At 53.1% G+C, this 16,987-nt stretch carries 19 protein-coding genes; 14 read left to right on the top strand and 5 right to left on the bottom strand.

Translation table 11 applies throughout. From position 1 onward, the window contains the following. Positions 1 to 221: 221 nt before the first annotated feature. Together PsW64_RS13435 and PsW64_RS27370 are read left to right on the top strand one after the other, a co-directional pair. Complete coding sequence (locus PsW64_RS13435; protein WP_063303936.1) at positions 222 to 743, top strand: hypothetical protein; 522 nt, start codon at positions 222 to 224, stop codon at positions 741 to 743. After that, positions 710 to 907 (top strand): hypothetical protein, encoded by a 198-nt coding sequence (locus tag PsW64_RS27370; RefSeq protein WP_153042373.1) that lies wholly within the window; start codon positions 710 to 712, stop codon positions 905 to 907. Before PsW64_RS13435 ends, PsW64_RS27370 begins: the two co-directional genes overlap by 34 nt. 222 nt (positions 908 to 1,129) lie before the next feature. Here PsW64_RS27370 and PsW64_RS13425 read toward each other — a convergent pair whose 3' ends face one another. After that, positions 1,130 to 1,348 (bottom strand): hypothetical protein, encoded by a 219-nt coding sequence (locus PsW64_RS13425; protein WP_063303934.1) that lies wholly within the window; start codon positions 1,346 to 1,348, stop codon positions 1,130 to 1,132. Positions 1,349 to 1,435: 87 nt separating this feature from the next. Continuing rightward, positions 1,436 to 3,067: an SEL1-like repeat protein gene (locus tag PsW64_RS28345; RefSeq protein WP_063303933.1), complete on the bottom strand. Its 1,632-nt coding sequence runs from the start codon at positions 3,065 to 3,067 to the stop codon at positions 1,436 to 1,438. 524 nt (positions 3,068 to 3,591) lie between these two features. Here PsW64_RS28345 and PsW64_RS13415 point away from each other — a divergent pair. Genes PsW64_RS13415 through PsW64_RS13405 form a run of 3 tightly spaced genes read left to right on the top strand, consistent with a single transcriptional unit; the run spans position 3,592 to position 5,509 of the window. After that, the gene (locus PsW64_RS13415; RefSeq protein ID WP_063303932.1) at positions 3,592 to 4,323 is read left to right on the top strand and encodes an energy-coupling factor ABC transporter ATP-binding protein; all 732 of its coding nucleotides are present in this window, start codon (positions 3,592 to 3,594) and stop codon (positions 4,321 to 4,323) included. After that, positions 4,320 to 4,937, top strand: a complete 618-nt coding sequence (locus PsW64_RS13410) for an energy-coupling factor transporter transmembrane component T family protein (RefSeq protein WP_063303931.1) — start codon at positions 4,320 to 4,322, stop codon at positions 4,935 to 4,937. The genes PsW64_RS13415 and PsW64_RS13410 overlap by 4 nt, the downstream gene beginning before the upstream one ends. 5 nt (positions 4,938 to 4,942) lie before the next feature. Next, the gene (locus PsW64_RS13405) at positions 4,943 to 5,509 is read left to right on the top strand and encodes a biotin transporter BioY (protein ID WP_063303930.1); all 567 of its coding nucleotides are present in this window, start codon (positions 4,943 to 4,945) and stop codon (positions 5,507 to 5,509) included. Positions 5,510 to 5,608: 99 nt separating this feature from the next. Here the strand turns inward: PsW64_RS13405 and PsW64_RS13400 are convergent, their stop codons facing one another. Then, complete coding sequence (locus tag PsW64_RS13400; protein WP_057460836.1) at positions 5,609 to 6,817, bottom strand: ROK family protein; 1,209 nt, start codon at positions 6,815 to 6,817, stop codon at positions 5,609 to 5,611. Positions 6,818 to 7,015: 198 nt separating this feature from the next. Next, positions 7,016 to 8,254 carry an MFS transporter gene (locus tag PsW64_RS13395; protein ID WP_063290400.1) on the bottom strand — a complete coding sequence of 413 codons (1,239 nt, stop codon included), beginning with the start codon at positions 8,252 to 8,254 and terminating at the stop codon, positions 7,016 to 7,018. Between the two features lie 129 nt (positions 8,255 to 8,383). On the opposite strand from PsW64_RS13395, the gene PsW64_RS13390 reads away from it, so the two are divergent. The 4 genes from PsW64_RS13390 (at position 8,384) to PsW64_RS13380 (ending at position 11,115) form a co-directional block, all read left to right on the top strand. Further along, positions 8,384 to 9,652 carry an SLC13 family permease gene (locus tag PsW64_RS13390; RefSeq protein ID WP_063303929.1) on the top strand — a complete coding sequence of 423 codons (1,269 nt, stop codon included), beginning with the start codon at positions 8,384 to 8,386 and terminating at the stop codon, positions 9,650 to 9,652. A gap of 215 nt (positions 9,653 to 9,867) precedes the next feature. Next, complete coding sequence (locus PsW64_RS27615) at positions 9,868 to 10,005, top strand: hypothetical protein (protein WP_193757803.1); 138 nt, start codon at positions 9,868 to 9,870, stop codon at positions 10,003 to 10,005. Positions 10,006 to 10,035: 30 nt separating this feature from the next. Then, a complete protein-coding gene (locus PsW64_RS13385) occupies positions 10,036 to 10,632 on the top strand; it encodes a hypothetical protein (protein WP_063291818.1) in 597 nt (198 codons plus the stop codon). 69 nt (positions 10,633 to 10,701) lie between these two features. Continuing rightward, complete coding sequence (locus PsW64_RS13380) at positions 10,702 to 11,115, top strand: hypothetical protein (protein WP_063291817.1); 414 nt, start codon at positions 10,702 to 10,704, stop codon at positions 11,113 to 11,115. Positions 11,116 to 11,190: 75 nt separating this feature from the next. Here the strand turns inward: PsW64_RS13380 and hppD are convergent, their stop codons facing one another. Beyond that, the gene (hppD, locus tag PsW64_RS13375) at positions 11,191 to 12,303 is read right to left on the bottom strand and encodes a 4-hydroxyphenylpyruvate dioxygenase (protein ID WP_063303928.1); all 1,113 of its coding nucleotides are present in this window, start codon (positions 12,301 to 12,303) and stop codon (positions 11,191 to 11,193) included. 233 nt (positions 12,304 to 12,536) lie between these two features. On the opposite strand from hppD, the gene PsW64_RS13370 reads away from it, so the two are divergent. The 5 genes from PsW64_RS13370 to PsW64_RS13350 all read left to right on the top strand — a co-directional run bounded on the left by PsW64_RS13370 (position 12,537) and on the right by PsW64_RS13350 (position 16,885). Further along, positions 12,537 to 13,001, top strand: coding sequence for an Lrp/AsnC family transcriptional regulator (locus PsW64_RS13370; RefSeq protein ID WP_063291815.1), 465 nt, complete (start codon positions 12,537 to 12,539; stop codon positions 12,999 to 13,001). Between the two features lie 186 nt (positions 13,002 to 13,187). Further along, the gene (locus PsW64_RS13365) at positions 13,188 to 13,970 is read left to right on the top strand and encodes a tellurite resistance TerB family protein (protein ID WP_063300306.1); all 783 of its coding nucleotides are present in this window, start codon (positions 13,188 to 13,190) and stop codon (positions 13,968 to 13,970) included. A gap of 85 nt (positions 13,971 to 14,055) precedes the next feature. Further along, the gene (locus PsW64_RS13360; protein WP_063303927.1) at positions 14,056 to 14,523 is read left to right on the top strand and encodes a DUF1203 domain-containing protein; all 468 of its coding nucleotides are present in this window, start codon (positions 14,056 to 14,058) and stop codon (positions 14,521 to 14,523) included. Positions 14,524 to 14,606: 83 nt separating this feature from the next. Further along, entirely contained in the window at positions 14,607 to 16,217 is a 1,611-nt protein-coding gene (locus PsW64_RS13355; RefSeq protein WP_063303926.1) for a GMC family oxidoreductase, read from the top strand. 29 nt (positions 16,218 to 16,246) lie between these two features. Next, positions 16,247 to 16,885 carry a VOC family protein gene (locus tag PsW64_RS13350; protein WP_063303925.1) on the top strand — a complete coding sequence of 213 codons (639 nt, stop codon included), beginning with the start codon at positions 16,247 to 16,249 and terminating at the stop codon, positions 16,883 to 16,885. Positions 16,886 to 16,987: the final 102 nt, after the last annotated feature.

Below are 16,987 nucleotides of genomic sequence, written 5' to 3'. Positions count from 1 at the left end.
GTGCTCGGTGCTCGGTGCTCGGTGCTCGGTGCTCGGTGCTCGGTGCTCGGTGCTGTATATACGAAGCATCACATGACATGCTCTGGAGTATTGTGTATGGCGCCTCCTTGTCAATTGATTGAAACCAAGCAAATAGAACGCGTAAAAGGGCGAGACACTCCCTATCTGCCCGAAACTTGAGATTGCTTTCGTTGGCTTGTGTTTTGTGTCAATAAGACGCTATGGATCTGAACCAACTTGATGACCGGCTGAAAGCAGACTGCGAGAAATGCGCTGCCTTGTGCTGCGTGGCGCTTGCCTTTGATAAGTCGAGTGTTTTCCCGTTTGATAAAGCTGCTGGTGAGCCTTGCCGAAATCTTGAGGGCTGTGGGGCCTGTAAGATCCATTCTGATCTGGCGACGACCGGGTACAAGGGCTGTGTTCAGTTTCACTGTCATGGAGCTGGGCCGATTGTCACGCAGGATCTGTTTTCCGGCAATACGTGGCAGACACAGCCGCATTTGCTGCGGCCTATGATGGAAGCCTTCTGGGTGTTCTTACGGCTTCAGGAGCAGGTGTTGTTGCTGAGGCATGCAGCCAACTTGCCTTTGCCAGATGCTAAGCAAAAAGAGCTGCATGCATTTTTGGATGAGCTGTGCCCTGAGAACGGCTGGAGCTGGGATGCCTTTGAGGGGCTGGACCATGCCAAGGTGTCTGCGGAGGTGAAAACGTGGCTGATCTCCCTGCGCGGTGTGTTGGCCTAGCTTTTAGATTATGCGATTTCGGGCTTGGTGGCTTTGACCATCAGGAGGAAAGCAGAGAGATCTTTCGAATGGTGGAAGCGTGGCATCTGCTGGATCGCTTCCTCTGTTGGTTCGTGTTCCTGAATCTCCTTGATTTGAAGGCCTGCCTTGGTGAAGGGGTTTAAATAATTGCTCAAGGTGCAAAGGAAACTGGGTACGCCGAAGTGCTGGGTCTCTGAATGGTCTCCGAGCCAGGCGAAGTTCCATTGATCTGCGACGTGTCTTTGGTCCAAGTACTTGGAGACAACCAGATCTGTCGCCTCTCTTCCCTCGTCTTTTCGCCAGGAAAGCCAGTGTTGGAACTGAAGGAGCTGGTTGCGTAGGTGAGTTGGTTGCGTAGGTAATGTCTAATGGGGCTTTTGCTCCTCGGCAATTGCATGGGCGATCATGTTTTCTGAAAGATCAGCATCAGCCATATGAGCACCTGCTCTTGCCAGCTTGTGGGTGTTGTTGCCTTCCCAGCAGCCGAGATCAATAATACGCCTGCTGCTGATATTGCTCAGAGAGGCCTCAAAGGCATAAGAAATTATGAGGTATGACTTTTTGAGCCCTTTGTGGACATTCATAAAGCTGCAAAATGCTGGTGCCCATTTGCAGGTGCAGTATGGGTAGCTCGTTATAGCTCACATAATAATATTGTAGATTTACTATACCTATCTCTGTGCTCTAAGACGTTCTGCAACTTTGCGTTTTGCTTGAGAGATTTGTTGCAATGTAAGGTTATTTGCAATCTTCTCTATGGCCTGCTCTGAGATCTTCATCCCATTCGCCTGTGCTACAGCAAACCAGACATATGCATTTATATAGTCTTGTGGGATACCTCGACCTTCAGCATACATCAACCCGAGATTATACTGCGCATCAGCAATGCCTTGATCTGCGGCAAGGCGGGCCCACTCAACTGCCTTGCCATCATCCTGCGGCAAGCCCTCCCCATTGGCATATATTGACGCAAGATTATTTTGCGCTTCCCCAATGCCCTGCCTAGCGGCCAGGCGAGTCCATCTGACCGCCTCGCCTGGATCTTGTGGTACGCCCAAGCCTTCGGCATACATCAACCCGAGATTACTTTGCGCACCAGCGTGGCCCTGATCTGCGGCAAGGCGGGTCCACTTAAACGCCTCGCCATCATCTTGCGGCACGCCCAAGCCTTCGGCATACATCACACCGAGATTATATTGTGCATCAGCAATACCCTGATCTACGGCAAGACGGTACCACTTAAATGCTTCGCCTAGATCTTGTGGCACGCCTAAGCCTTCGGCATACATCGCACCGAGATTATTCTGCGCATCAGCAAAACCCTGATCTGCGGCAAAGCGGGTCCACTTAACTGCCTCGCCATAATCCTGCGGCACGCCCAGGCCTTCGACATACATAAACCCGAGAAAAAATTGCGCATCAGCAAGACCCTGATCTACGGCTAGGCGGGTCCACTTAACCGCCTCGCCATAATCCTGCGCCACGCCCAAACCTTCGGCATATATCATTCCGAGATTATACTGCGCATCAGCGACGCCCTGATCAGCAGCCTTTCTATACCACTTTATCGCTTCCTCATCGTTCCGCAGCACGCCCAAGCCATTGGAATACATTAACCCAAGAAAAAGTTGCGCATAAGAGTGGTTCTGATCTGCGGCCAGACGAGTCCACTTGACCGCCTCGTCATGATTTTGTGGTACGCCCTTTCCGTTGGCATATATAAACCCAAGATTAAACTGTGCTTCAGGAAGGCCTTGATCTGCAGCCTGTCTGTACCATTGGACGGCTTTACCATCATCCTGCGGCAAGCCCTCCCCCTTGGCATATTTTGCCGCTAAATTATTTTGCGCTTCCGCATCGCCCTGCACAGCAGCCCGCCGGAACCATTTGACCGCTTCGTCATCATCCTGCGGTACGCCCTGACCGTAGTCGTACATAAATCCGAGAGTATTTTGCGCACTAGCATGACCCTGCTCTACGGCAAGACGGGTCCACTTAACCGCTTCGCCATCATCCTGCGGTACACCTCGACCTTCAGCATACATCAACCCGAGATTATACTGTGCATCAGCAAAACCCTGTTCTGCGGCACGGCGGTACCACTTCAGCGCTTCCATATCGTCCTGTTGAACGCCAAGGCCGTCTTCGTGCATTTCGCCTAGCTTATTTTGTGCAACTGGGTCACCATCCTGAGCGGACTTAACAATACCCTGATGTTCAGAACTGAAGGCAGGAAGAAGAAAAAGGCATGGCCCCAAAATAACGATAACGCGCAATGACGCTTTAAAAAATTGCAGTGGCATAATTCACTCCCAGATTCGGAGCAAAGTAATCATTCTCAGCTTCCATTTCAATTGTGGCTTATTGGCGGGAGCGGGACATGGCTGACGCAGGAAACCTCAGAGTTATGATTTCCTGCATGTTCTTCAATTGAACTCCAATACGAGCAATATAGCATGCAACCTGATATCGCATCAGCGCACTAGCTGCGATTGACCGCTTTGTCCGCGTTTAAGCCCTCGTCAGTATGAAATTTTATTATTGAGTTTGAGAGCTTATTCCTCTCCCTCAAATGCAGGAGATGGAAACAGGTTCCGGTAGGCATCCAGACCGGCATTTGCGTCTTTTTCAATTGATCTGCGTTTTGGTTCCAATGGTTGGCAACAAGGGTATTGGTGAACTGCTTTGCTGAAAAGGTTGCGGACATGACACATAGGACCAGGCTTACCGAGCTGTGATGGTCAGCCCTGATCTCTTAGATTTCCGTGGTGTTGGCATGCTGCATTGTGTATAGGAGTGCAACTCCTTTGGCAGGTGATATTGCGGCGTGAACGACACTTCAAAAACAATCAATTTTGACCATGTTTCCATTGAACGGAGCGGTTCGACGATCATTCGTGACCTGTCTGTTGCGCTGCCGGATCAGCGGGTTGGGATTATTGGTCGGAACGGGTCTGGTAAGTCTACGCTTGTGCGCAGCCTGAATGGTTTGCTGCCGGTGAGTGCTGGATCTTTGCTGGTTCATGGTGTTTCTGCTGAGGAAGGGGCCAAGAAGCTGGCACGAGTGACGGGGTTTGTGTTCCAGAATCCGGACCATCAGCTGATCTTTCCGACCGCTCTGGAAGAGCTGAGCTTTGGCCTGCGCCAGATTGGGGTGGGCAAAGCGGATGCAAAGGTACAGAGCCTCGCGCTGTTGAGAGACCATGGCATTGAGCAGCTGGGAGAGCGTCCGGTTCATGAGCTTTCTGAAGGTCAAAAGCAGCTGATCTGTATTTTGGCCGTGCTCATCATGGAGCCGAAACTGCTGGTGTTGGATGAGCCGTTTTCCAGTCTGGATTTGCGGACACGAGTGGCACTGCGGCGGAAGCTGGAGAAGCTGGATCAGCAGATCCTCTTTGTCAGCCATGAGCTGGATGCGCTGAGTGACTATGACAAAGTGCTCTGGATTGAAGACGGTAAGCTCAAGCAGTTTGGTGTGCCTGCGGATGTGCTGGCAGACTATCAGGCGCATGAGCTTTCTGGCGTGGACCTTCATTTTGAAGGGGTAGCGCGCGCATGATCTCCCTTTACATGGCGGGCAACAGTTGGGCGCATAAGCTTCCTGCCAGAGTGAAGCTGATCTTTTTGTTTGTGCTGAGCCTGCTGATTATCCCGTTCAATACGCTTTGGTTCTCTGCTGCACTGCTGGTGTTTGTAGTGGTGCTTTATGCAACGCTTGGCCGGCAGGGGCTGGAGAAGGTGAAGGTGGTTCGCCCACTGCTCTGGATGATGGGGATCATCTTTCTGGTGCATGTGTTTTTAGGCGATATTGAGCAGGGCATCATTGCTGTGTTGCGTCTATTGGCGATGGTGCTCCTTGCCAACTTTATTAGTATAACAACGCATATGGAGGCCTTGATGGATGCGGTTGAACCGTTGTTCCGGCCTCTGCGTGTGTTTGGCATCTCCCCAAGACGCGTCTCGCTGGCAGTCGCTTTGGTTATCCGGTTTGTTCCGGTGCTGCTCGCGGTTTATGCGTCGCTGCAAGAAGCGTATAAAGCCAGAACAGCCCACGCCAACAGCTGGCGCTTGCTTGCCCCATTTGCGTTACACGCGATTAAAATGACAGATCATGTTGCCGAAGCTTTGACAGCCCGAGGTGGGGCTGACGGCTTTGACCGTGATAAGAAATAGATAGGATGACTATGTCTAGCGATCGTTCTCTTGTTCAGATTGCATTTTATGCGGCGCTGATTGCTGCTCTGGGTTTGGTGCCCAAGATTGAGCTGGGTCTTGCTGGCGGAATTCCAATTACTGCACAGTCGCTTGGTGTGATGCTGGCTGGCATGATGCTTGGTCCGGTGCGTGGTGGGCTTGCGGTTGCTTTGCTGCTGTTTCTGGTGGCGCTTGGCCTGCCGTTTCTGGCTGGTGGCCGTGGTGGCATTGGCGTGTTTTATGGCGCGACAGCTGGCTATCTGGCAGGCTACTTTGTTGGCGCGATTGTCACTGGTGCGATCATGAAAGCCATGCGCAACATGAACGTGGTGTTTGGTGCGGTTGTATCTGGCGTCGTTGGCGGCATTGTTGTGGTGCATGCGCTCGGTGTGCCGGTGCTGGCTTACAAAGCTGGTATGACCATGGAGAAAGCCATCATGGTTGGCAGCTTGCCGTTTCTTCCGGGTGACCTGATCAAGGTTGCTCTTGCTGCTGTTGTTGCGCACACAATTGCACGCGGCTTGCCTTCTGCAATGCTGTCCCGCAACTAAGCGTGCTCACGCGAGTTTTGAGAAAGCCGGTTCCTTTGGGGCCGGCTTTTTCGTGTGCACGCTTATCCGAAAACCGGAGCCACTGTTCGGGAGTACGCCTTAATGGATCAGTGCCTCGTCCAGGTGCTTCAGGGCTTTGATGAGCAGGCCCTGGAGGATGAAGTCTTCGTCCCATGGCAGTACTTCAAGGTTCACTGAATCCAGCAGAGGCGCTAGCAGGCCGCTTTCCAGACCCTTATTCATGCCGTGCTTGAAAAGGTCGTAGGCTTGCATGGCTTTGCCGGTGAGGACGATGCGGCTTGGGTCCAGCAATGAGATTGTGCGGGCGAGGCTGACGCCCAATGCAAAACCTGCATCTGTGAAGACCTTTTGCGCCTGCGCTTCACCTATGCGGGCTCTGGCGCGTAGGTTCTGAATGTACTCCGGTCCGTAGAACATGGCGGAGGGAGAGGTTTCCTTGGGCAGCTTCTGGGCTTCACGGTAGAGCGCATAGTCGGCGATGTAGGCTTCCAGACAGCCCTTCTTGCCACATCTGCATGCCGCTCCTTCTGGCGTAAAGGGGGAGTGGCCGTATTCAGCGGCGGCTCCGGTTTCGCCACGGTAGAGCGCGTTTTTGATGAAGATGCCCATGCCAACGCCGCGGTCGATATACACTACGACAAAATTGCCGCTGTATTTCTCAGCGTCCTGCCGGTGCAGGGCTTCGGCGATCATGTTGGTGTCGTTGTAAAGCGTGCAGGTGATGCCGAGGGTTTTGGAGAGCTTGGCCGTGAGTTCCACCTGTCGCTCTGCGATGGTGGGTGACCAGATGATGGAGCCGTTGCGTTTGCCGACGATGCCTTGCGTTGCCACGGTGATTTCCATGACGCTGCGGGCGCGAAGGGGCTCTGTTTTCATCAGCGCTTTAATGTGGCGGGCGAGCAGAGCGATGAATGCTTCGCCGCCCATATCGGAGGATTCCACCATGAACTTGGCTTCGGCATGCTGGTGGCCGGTATAGTCCACCAGAGCAAGCGAAACGCGGTCTACCGAGAGCTTGACCGTGACCACATGGGCGACATCATCACGCAGACGCAGATAGGTGCGCGGGCGGCCACGGGTGTTGGCATCCGGATTGGGTTGCTCTTCCACCTCTGTGATCAGACCGCGATCCTTCAGATCTGCGGTGATGGAGGTGACGGCGGCTAGAGAAAGACCTGTTAACCGGCCAAGGTCGACACGGGCCAGAGTGGTATGACGCCGCAACGTGGACAACACCACGAACCGGTTTTGGCGACGAACCTGCTCTCTACTGGCTTTTTCGATCATTCGAGTACTGGCCTGCACTGTGTGTTCAAAACATGTCCGCGTTCATTTGTATTCACGCCTTAGGCCCTGAACATTTGTTTTCTAGCGCATTCTTTTATCTGCGAGATAAGCATAAGTATTTGAGGACCAGTAAATAAAGAGAGTAATCGTATAAATCAGCGTTTTCACCCGAAAGTTGAGATGACCTAATCGTAAGTCCTAGCTCGTTTGTTGAGGTGCTGTTCCGTCATCTTCATCTGTTTGAGCCGGCAAAGTTTCCGGCATCAGGAACAGGTACATGGTGCCGCCAATGAAGGCCAGAACCGCAAGGGTGATGAAGGCGGGAGAATAGCCGAAAAACTGGACGATTTCTTCAGCAAGCAGGTTGGATGCAGCCGAACCAATGCCAACCACGGCGGCGAGGGCGCCTTGCACCAGATTGAAGCGGCCTGTGCCTCGGGTCAGATCCGCAGCGATGAGCAGGATAATCACGCCGAAGATGCCGTTGGCGATGCCATCCAGTGACTGCACGGAGATGAGTGCGACGGGGTCTTCCAGCCACATGAACAGCATGCCACGAATGGGCAGAATGAAGAAGGCGAGCAGGAAGAGTGGCTTGCGGCCCCATATATCGGCTCTGGCAGCGCAGATGATGGACATGATGGTCATCCAGAACTGTGCCACGACGATGCAGGTTGCCGCGAAGGCGACGCCGATGTTGACGTTGGAATTGACTGAGAGCTTCTGCCCGACCAGCGGCAGCATGGCAGCATTGGCGAAATGGAACATGAACACGCAGAGCACCAGTGTGAGCAGGCGTTTGTCTGCCAGGATGGTGCTGACGGTGGACGGTTCATCGCCATCGTTGGGAGTGTGGTGCAAGCCGCCTCGGGCTGCGTTGTGGTTGATGGCCGAGCCGCTGACCATGCCGATGCTGATGGCCATGCCGACGGCCATGAGGGCAACGAGCCAGAATACGCCTTCTGCCGAGATCCACAGTGCGAGACCTGCGCCCAGAATGGCGGCAAACACATTGCCGGAATGGTTAGCGGCCTGATTGGCGCCCATTTGCACAGTGAAGTGGTCTGGTCCTGATATGCCCAAAGTTATGGCGGCGATGCAGGGGCCGACAAAGGCGACGGCAATGCCCATGAAGATCTGCGCGATGTAAATCACGGCAGGATACTGCGAGAACAGCAGGATTGAGATGGTTGCGAAGCCGATGAGCAAGGCGCAAGAGGCGAGGAGTAGACGTTTTTTGCGGGTGCTGTCGATGAAGGCGCCAGCTGGTGTTTGCAAGGCGACGGTTGTCAGCGAGCCAATGGCGAGGACCATGCCGATGTTGCCGGGGGACCACTGCAGGCCCGTGAGCAGGTAGATTGCAAGATAAGGTCCAATTCCACCCACGACATCGCCGGCGAAGAAGTTCGTCGAAAGCATTGCCTTGTTGAGTTTCATGGAGACCCTGGATTGTTGCGTGATCTGCGTTGAGAATAGGTGAGAGTTCTCTCCAAGCCCCCAAAGATTTTGGTCTATTGTCGAAGTGGCGGTTAAGCTGCTGTCAAACCACGGTGGCTACGGTGGGGCATGTCGGTTTCTCTTGCTGTTTCCGCCCTCATTTTCCTCGGAATTGCCGTACGCCAATGGCTTCCGCCCATGGTGCGGATCTGGCACATCATGCTGGCGGGCGCGATTGTGCTGTTGGTGCTGGGGGAGATCAGGCCTGTGGCTGCGTTTCATGCGGTGGACTGGCAACTGATCTTCTATCTGTTTGCCGTGTTCAGCATTGCTTCGTCGCTGTATGACACCGGCCTTTCGCAGGAAATCGCGGATATGCTGCTGAAGCGGGCAAATGCTGGCCTCGTGTTGCTGTGGTTCATTGTGGCCTCAGCGATTTGTGCGGCGGTGCTGACCAATGATGCGGCGGCGGTGATTGGTGTACCCATCGCGATTATTTTAAGCCGTGCGTTCAAGTGGAAGCTGGCGGTGGTTCTGGTGGCGTTGTGTGCGGCGGTAACGGTGGGCTCCATGGTGTCTCCCGTGGGCAATCCGCAGAACATTCTGGTGGTGAATGCAGCCAATTTTCCAAACATGCTGGCCACGTTTATCGTGTGGGCTCTGGTGCCCGGGGTGATTTGCCTTGTGGCTGTGTTCTTCCGCTTCCACCAGTTGGTGAAGAAGAATGGATCAGATGAGAGTGCACTGGTTTCACAGGATGTGGAGACGCAGGCCGAGGCGGTTGAAGTGAGCCGTCGGCAATGGCCTGCGATGATTTCTGCCCTGCTGTTGGTGGGCATCATCACGGGCGACAGTTTGGGGCGGACGTACTTTCACCTTGGCCCGCTGCCGTTTGGCTGGGTTGGGCTGTTGTCCTGCCTGCCGATCTATCTGGCAGGAGATGAGCGCCTGCGGGTGTTCAAGGAGGTGGACTGGGCGACGCTGATCTTCTTTGTGGCCATGTTTATCGTCACTGGCTCACTCTACCAATCCGGCTCCCTGCAATACCTGCTTGGCTCCTTGCAAGGGGAGTTGGCAGACCTGACGATAACTGCTGTGGTGAGCTTCTGGGCCAGCCAGCTATTCTCCAACGTGCCAGTGGTGGAACTTTACCTGAAGCTGCTGGATGGTGGCAGCACGGGCACCTTCATGATGCTCTCCACCATCTCCACCGTGGCCGGAAACCTCTTCATCATCTCCGCTGCCAGCAACGTTATCGTGGTCCAGCAAGCCGAGAAGTTCGGAGCCACCCCCTTCACCTTCTGGCAATTCTGCTGGTGGATGCTCCCGATAACGGTGTTCTGCGTGCTGGTGAGCTACGGATGGATTGTGGGGCTGACGTGGTTGGGTGTGGGGTGAGTTTTGGAGATGTACAGCTTAAGATTGTGATTTAATGTAGTTTCCAATAGTCTGACATCTGTACTTATATTGCTACTAATTTGCCCTAGTTTGTTGAGGGTACATTGCTTTAAACGTAGTTCGCTGACGAAGATAGTTCAGCTTGTTTCCAGCAAATTTGTTAAGCCGGATGACCGCCAGAAAATTTTGAAAGATTGGGTAAAATAGAAACTGGCATGAGAATACTTTACGCTGTTGTTTACAGCGTCGTCGGGTTTACCCTGATTGAGTTAAGTGGTTTCGGTATGCTCTGGCCGATTGTTATTCCGTTCGCTGTTGGTTTCGCATGGTTGACGCAATTCCTACGCGAATAGATTTTTACTCTTTGCAGAAAGCATCGAAAGATGACCCATCCCTTAAAGTTAATTGATTATCGCGTAAACGAGCGTGGTGATGTCTCAGGTGTTTTGTTCGAGAACCCACGGGTTAGCGTTCGGCGGAATCTTTATTGGTCTGCTTGTATTGAGTTATCCCGATTCACTTATTTTGGAGAAGACTGGAAAACGATCTTAAGTTTTGAGTGGCTGGTATTGCCCTCAGAGAAAACATCCTTTGAGATATCTGACCAGAATATCGATGGCGTGGAGTGCTCATGGTACTTCATTTATCAGCACATCGCTGCGAAGTCGGGAACTCTTACGTTGGAACCAGTAGACGAGTATCGCGCTTTTGAGATCTCATTCTCAGTAGTTGTCGACTCCCCCGGATGGGACGATGATCCATGTCAAGATATTGAAATCGCAGGTACAGTGAAACTCCCTTGTTCCGGGATATCACTCATGCGGAACAGTTTTTTCCCTAAACCCAACTCAGAGATTGAGGCTCGAGAGATGATTGCACCTTTCTTTCCTAAGATTGCTGATTTCACCCTTAAACAGCAGGAAGATGAAGACGGCTGGCCAATCCAAGAGAAAACTAAGTTTCATTTTGTTCCGCAATAAGTGTTTTGCTAATTTCTATCTCTGGATTGAGCGTAAGTTGATGTCGTTGAGGTTCGTGTTTGAGGGACTATGCTTCAGTTGGTTAAAATCCTCGTCAGAAGTGTTCTAGCAATAACTATTGTTTCCGGAATTACATTTTACATTCTTGTAAATCATTCCACAGATGCCATGAATCTTACCTGCAAAGGAAAATGGCTGCAGTCTGGCAAAGGTGAAACTCTGTTTGCTGCCTTTGAATTTTATCGCCCTTGGATTTTGTGGGCTGAAGCAGATGGAAATGTTAGAGTAGAAACGGCCCAATTCCCATTATCTTCATACTTTTCTGAAGTAAAAACTATCGGACGAGAACCGCTGCGATTGTTTGAAATTACAGATTCTTATCGAGCAGGGATGATCGGGGGGTATCGTGAAGCTAGCAAAGAAATTGCGATAAACTTCTCAAAAGGTCTTACTTTTACGGGGAACTGTCGAGACGGGATTTGATTATCAATCCTACACAAAAAAGACCGAAAGCGCCCCCGTCGCTTTCGGTCTTTTTTCTAGCAGGTGTACTGCTAGTTATTCGGCTGCGTCGTGTTTTATGACGCCGCGTTGGATTTGGTCTTCTTCTATGCTCTCAAAAAGGGCACGGAAGTTGCCTTCGCCGAAGCCTTCGTCGCCTTTGCGTTGGATGAATTCGAAGAAGATTGGGCCGATGACAGTTTTGGAGAAGATCTGTAGCAGGATCTTTGTCATGCCGCCGCCAATGACGCCTTCGCCATCAATGAGGATGCCGTGTTTGGCTATGCGGTCGAGCGGCTCGGTGTGGCCGTGTACACGCTCGGTACTGCGGTCGTAATAGGTCTGTGGTGGGCCGGGCATGAACTTGAGGCCGTCTTCTGCCAGTTTGTCGGTGGCTTCATAGATGTCGTCGGTGCCCACAGCGATGTGCTGGATGCCTTCGCCTTTGTACTTCTTCAGGTACTCTTCGATCTGGCTGGTGTCGTCCTTGGACTCGTTCAGCGGAATGCGGATTTTGCCACATGGGGATGTGATCGCGCGGCTGACGAGGCCGGTGATGCGGCCATCAATGTCGAAGAAGTGGATCTGCTTGAAGTTGAAGAGCTCGCGGTAGAACGTCCACCACTTGTCCATGTTGCCGCGATAGACGTTGTGGGTCAGGTGGTCGAGGTAATAGAAGCTCTTGCCCGCTGGTTTGGGGTCTGCTTCGCCCAGCCAGTCGAACTCTTCTGAGTACGCAGAGCCTTTGTCGCCGTACTTATCGATGAAGTAAAGCAGGGAGCCGCCGATGCCTTTGATTGCGGGTGCATCAAGGGTTTTGTCGGAGCCGGTGTAGGCTTCTGCCCCGCGGTTGATGGCATGCTCAAAGGTCTGCTGTGCATCCACAACGCGCCATGCCATAGACGGGGCACATGGGCCGTGCTCGTCAATGAAGCGGGAGGCGAAGTTGTTTGGCTCTGCATTGAGGATGTAGTTCACATCACCCTGACGATAGAGCGTGATGTTCTTGCTCTTATGCTTTGCAACAGGTGCAAAGCCCATGCGGCGGAAGAGGACGTCCAGCTTTTCCGGCTCTGGGTGGGCAAATTCAACGAACTCGAAGCCGTCGGTGCCAGCAGGGTTTTCTGCTGTAATCTCAGCTGGTCCTGCATCGTGCGGAAATGGGCCCATTTGTTCCTCCTCAAACAAGGCGATGAAGGCTGTTTGTCATCGTTTGATACGATGAAAACTGCCTTCCTATTCGTTCTGCGTATCTTTGTCCGAAAACCGGTTCCCACTTTTCGGCGATACACTGCAATTTAGAGCCATTCTGAAATATCTGTGGCGCGACAGGTTTGCATTCTTACGTAAAATCACGCAGTATATGCACAAATTGTGCGTCATATATTGATTTGGTGCGAATGATGATTGAGCTAGACCAGTTTGACCTTAAGTTACTTGCAGCGCTGCAGGAAGATGCCAGCCAGACCAATCAGGAGTTGGGGGAGGTGATTCACCTTTCTGCCTCGCAGGTTTCGCGGCGGCGGACACGGTTGGAGCAGGAGCGGGTGATCCGTCGCTATAAGGCTGATCTTTCACCGGAGTATCTGGGGCTGGATGTGATGGCGTTTGTTGGAGTGGCGCTGGCTACGCACAACAAGGAGAACGCCAGGTTGTTTCGTGATCTGGTGCGCACCATTCCCAGCGTGCAGGAAGCCTACGCCATGACGGGGGACATGGATTACATGCTCAAGATCCGGGTGAAAGATCTGAAGGCCTTGAGTGAGGTGATCAACAATGATCTGCTGCCTCATGAGGCGGTGCAGAACGTGCGCAGCTCCATCGCGATGGACACGCTAAGGGACGACAATCATTTGCCGCTTGGGTAGTAGATTAACTGATGCGTACTCTAATCCGAAAACCGGTGTCCACTTTTCGGGAGTACGCTGTCAAACATTACAATTTTGTCAGGTTGTGTTTTTGCGGGATGGGGCATCTTGAAGTGAAAACTTTGGGTTCCCATCTCCATAGAGATTTGACGGGTAACGTCCAAAAGCAAAGGGATAGGTTTACAGATGTTCGACAGCAAGGCACTTCTTGATCAGTTCTTGGGTTCCAACGGTGGCAATCAGGCCCGTGGTGCCTTGGACAAAGGGCAGTCGTACATCAAAAACAATGCCGGCGGACTTGCTGGCGGTGCCGTTGCTGGTGGATTGGCCGGATACCTTCTTGGCAGCAAGAAGGGCAAGAAACTTGGCAAAAAGGCCGTGAAATACGGTGGCATGGCGCTGGTTGGCGGCCTTGCCTACAAAGCATTCCAGACATGGCAAGACGGTAAGAACAATGGCGGCGGCGGTGCAGCTGCGCCTCATGGTTCTGCGCAGACGCAAGCTCAGGCTCAGGCGGCTCCCGCAACTGTTGTACCGGTGCCGGAACCGCTCGCCCTGCCGGACCCGACTGGCACTGCGTTTGACCCGGATGCAGGGAACGGTGATGCCAAAGAGTTTGCTATGGCGCTGATCGTTGCGATGATCCAGGCGGCCAAAGCGGATGGCACTGTGGACGGTGATGAGATGCAGCGCATCTTTGAAAAGCTGGATGAGTTGGGTCTGGGCGCTGAAGAAAAAGCGTTCGTTTTGGATGAGATGCGCGCACCGCTGGACATTGACCGTGTGGTGGCGTTTGCGACCTGTCCGGAAACGGCTGCTGAAATTTACACTGCATCACGCCTTGCGATTGACCCGAACCTACCTGCCGAGCAGGCCTATCTGATGATGCTTGCCGCACGGTTGGAGCTGGATAGTGGTTTGGTTACGGAGTTGGACAAGGCGATTGCGGCGGCTCAAGCGCAGGCCTGAATGCGCTGATATTTGAATTGCTCGCAAATCGGGTGGTTACGGTTTGCGGAAGGCCATAGGTTGCTCCCAACTTGAGGAGTGACCTATGGCTTTTTTTATTTCCGGATTGAAATCCAACGAGTTTGACGCGCTGAACGGCCTGAGCGAAGAACAACTGGCAGAGCGTAATGTGGTTGTTTATGTGGCTGATGAGAAGCCGGGCTTTCCGTGCCGTGTCACACTGGATGATGCCGAGGTTGGGGAGCGGGTGTTTTTACTGAACTATGCCTACCAGCCCAATGACACGCCCTACAAAGCGTCCCATGCGATTTTTGTGCGCGAGAATGCAGCGGATGCAATGCCCTATGAGAATGAGGTTCCGGTGTCGCTGTCCTCGCGGTTGTTGTCTCTGCGCGGGTTTGATGCAAACCACATGATGATTGAAGCGGATATCGCGCAAGGGGCTGACATCAAACCGATGCTGGAGGGCTTCTTTGAGAACCCGGATGTCTCTTATATTCAAATGCATTATGCACGGCGTGGGTGCTTTGCAGCGGTGGCTCATCGTGGGTGATCTAAACATATCTTACTAGTGCAAACCTTCCGCTCAGTTTCTATCCTAGGCTGCATCGAGACTTAGGGCTTGGGAGGGCCGGCATGCGCGCATTGGGAACCTGGGATTACATCGTGGTTGGGGCTGGCTCCGCGGGCTGTGTTGTTGCAAACCGACTTTCTCAGGACCCGGATGTGAAGGTGCTTCTGCTGGAAGCTGGTGGGAACGATAAGCATCCGTGGGTGCATATCCCTGTTGGCTATCTGTACTGCATGGGTAATCCGCGTATGGACTGGGGTTTCCAGACCGAGGCCGAACCGGGGTTGAATGGCCGCAAGCTGAACTATCCGCGCGGCAAACTGCTGGGTGGGTGCTCTTCCATCAACGGCATGCTGTATCTGCGCGGACAGGCGCAGGATTATGACAACTGGCGCCAGTTGGGTCTGACTGGCTGGGGCTGGGATGATGTGCTGCCGTACTTTCTGAAGTCAGAGGACCATTATGCAGGGTCTTCGGAGGTGCATGGGGAAGGTGGTGAATGGCGCGTTGAAGAGCAGCGTTTGTCGTGGCCGATCCTTGACCGTTTCCGTGATGCTTGCGAGGAAGTGGGCATTCCGAAAATTGACGACTTCAACGGCGGTGACAACTTCGGCTCCTCATATTTTCAGGTGAACCAGCGCAAGGGCGTGCGGTGGAGTACGTCCAAGGGGTTTTTGAAGCCTGCTGAGAACAGAGGAAACCTGAAGGTTCTGACGAATGCGCAGGCGACTGCGCTCGTGTTTGGCGGGCGCCGCGCGACTGGTGTTTGCATGATGGTGAACGGGGAAATGACTTCTGCTGCCTGTACAGGGGAGATTATCCTGAGTGCAGGGGCCATTGGATCGCCGCAAATTTTGGAACTGTCCGGCATTGGGTCTGGTGAGCGATTGACCCAGCATGGCATCGATATGGTGCTCGATCAGCCTCAGGTGGGGGAGAACCTGCAGGACCATCTGCAGATCCGCAGCATCTATAAGGTTCAAAACACCGTTACGCTGAACCAGCGAGCCAACTCGTTGATTGGCAAAGCGAAGATAGCGGCTGAGTATGCGCTGAGCCGGTCTGGTCCAATGTCCATGGCGCCCAGTCAGCTTGGGGTGTTTACGCGCTCTGACAGCTCCTATGAAACGCCGAATATCGAGTATCACATTCAGCCGTTGTCGCTGGATAAGTTTGGCGATCCGCTACACGAGTTTCCGGCGATTACTGCGAGTGTTTGTAATTTGCGGCCAGAGTCTCGCGGCAGTGTTCATATAGGGTCTGGCAATGCAATTGCACATCCGAAGATCCAGCCGAACTATCTTTCTGCCGAGAGTGATCGCCGCGTGGCGGCAGACAGTTTGCGCCTGACACGGACAATCATGGAAACCAAGGCGATGGCTGAGTTTTCGCCGGAGGAGTATCTGCCGGGTGCGCATGTCGTCAGTGATGAAGACCTTGCTATTGCAGCGGGAGACATCGGCACCACCATCTTCCATCCTGTGGGGACGTGTTCCATGGGGGCTGTGGTTGATGAGCGGCTGAAGGTGAAAGGCGTTGAGGGCCTGCGCGTTGTTGACGCTTCCATCATGCCTCGCATCGTCTCCGGCAACACCAATTCTCCGACAATTATGATTGCGGAGAAGGCATCGGATATGATCCGCGAGGACAGGAAAAACGCGGTGGTTGCCTGTTAGAGAGTTCACTGGAATGGAGAGGTCTGGATTTGTTGAAACTTGACCACATAACCGTCATTGCACCAACCTTGAAGGAGGGGGTGTCTCATGTCCGGAGTTGTCTTGATCTGGATGTACCGTTTGGGACGCGCCACACTTATATGGGGACGCATAATCACAGGCTTCAGCTTGGAGAGAGTGTTTATCTGGAGATCGTTGCGCTTGATCCGAATGGAGTTAAGCCGAACCGGGCGCGATGGTTTGGCCTTGATGATCAGGAAAAAGTGCGAGCGGACTGGGAGGAAGGCCGACGTCTTCGGGGCTGGGTCGCAAGTTCGGAAGATATCGGCGGAGTTTCATCTAAATACGCTGGGATCTTTGGTGATGAAGTTTCGCTTCCTTTTGTCGATCCTGAATTTGCATTTTCGATCCCCAAGGATGGTTCCCTGCCGCTAGATGGGGCTTTGCCTTCGCTGATTGACCACCGGGGCGTGCCAACTTCCATGTCGGAAATTCCAGATATGGGTGCACGACTGCAAAGTCTGACAGTAGAGCATTCTGATCCAACTGAGATCGAAAGGCTCTACAACGAATTTGCCTTAGACCGTCCACCGTTGGTCACTGAAGGGCCAAAAGTGCGTTATCGGGCGCAAATCGAGACGTCTACTGGTGTTAAAGAGCTGAGTTAGCAAACAAAGGAGAAGCTGCCGGTGTTTTGGTCTCCATTGGTTTTGTGCAGTGGGAGAGATCAGCCCCAAGGTGTAAGGACCAGAAGAATGTGGCGGCGGCTT

The organism is Pseudovibrio sp. W64 (assembly GCF_001623145.1).
Taxonomy (GTDB): domain Bacteria; phylum Pseudomonadota; class Alphaproteobacteria; order Rhizobiales; family Stappiaceae; genus Pseudovibrio.
Note: the sequence above shows the minus strand (reverse complement) of the source record. Positions and strands in the feature narration are given on the sequence as shown.

Coding starts and splice junctions, on each gene's coding strand:
- hppD (WP_063303928.1), bottom strand. CDS start 12,303: ATGGGCCCATTTCCGCACGATGCAGGACCAGCTGAGATTACAGCAGAA.
- PsW64_RS13380 (WP_063291817.1), top strand. CDS start 10,702: ATGCTTCAGTTGGTTAAAATCCTCGTCAGAAGTGTTCTAGCAATAACT.
- PsW64_RS13425 (WP_063303934.1), bottom strand. CDS start 1,348: ATGAATGTCCACAAAGGGCTCAAAAAGTCATACCTCATAATTTCTTAT.
- PsW64_RS13390 (WP_063303929.1), top strand. CDS start 8,384: ATGTCGGTTTCTCTTGCTGTTTCCGCCCTCATTTTCCTCGGAATTGCC.
- PsW64_RS13370 (WP_063291815.1), top strand. CDS start 12,537: ATGATTGAGCTAGACCAGTTTGACCTTAAGTTACTTGCAGCGCTGCAG.
- PsW64_RS13385 (WP_063291818.1), top strand. CDS start 10,036: ATGACCCATCCCTTAAAGTTAATTGATTATCGCGTAAACGAGCGTGGT.
- PsW64_RS27615 (WP_193757803.1), top strand. CDS start 9,868: ATGAGAATACTTTACGCTGTTGTTTACAGCGTCGTCGGGTTTACCCTG.
- PsW64_RS13400 (WP_057460836.1), bottom strand. CDS start 6,817: ATGATCGAAAAAGCCAGTAGAGAGCAGGTTCGTCGCCAAAACCGGTTC.
- PsW64_RS13395 (WP_063290400.1), bottom strand. CDS start 8,254: ATGAAACTCAACAAGGCAATGCTTTCGACGAACTTCTTCGCCGGCGAT.
- PsW64_RS13355 (WP_063303926.1), top strand. CDS start 14,607: ATGCGCGCATTGGGAACCTGGGATTACATCGTGGTTGGGGCTGGCTCC.
- PsW64_RS13365 (WP_063300306.1), top strand. CDS start 13,188: ATGTTCGACAGCAAGGCACTTCTTGATCAGTTCTTGGGTTCCAACGGT.
- PsW64_RS28345 (WP_063303933.1), bottom strand. CDS start 3,067: ATGCCACTGCAATTTTTTAAAGCGTCATTGCGCGTTATCGTTATTTTG.
- PsW64_RS13360 (WP_063303927.1), top strand. CDS start 14,056: ATGGCTTTTTTTATTTCCGGATTGAAATCCAACGAGTTTGACGCGCTG.
- PsW64_RS13405 (WP_063303930.1), top strand. CDS start 4,943: ATGACTATGTCTAGCGATCGTTCTCTTGTTCAGATTGCATTTTATGCG.
- PsW64_RS13410 (WP_063303931.1), top strand. CDS start 4,320: ATGATCTCCCTTTACATGGCGGGCAACAGTTGGGCGCATAAGCTTCCT.
- PsW64_RS13435 (WP_063303936.1), top strand. CDS start 222: ATGGATCTGAACCAACTTGATGACCGGCTGAAAGCAGACTGCGAGAAA.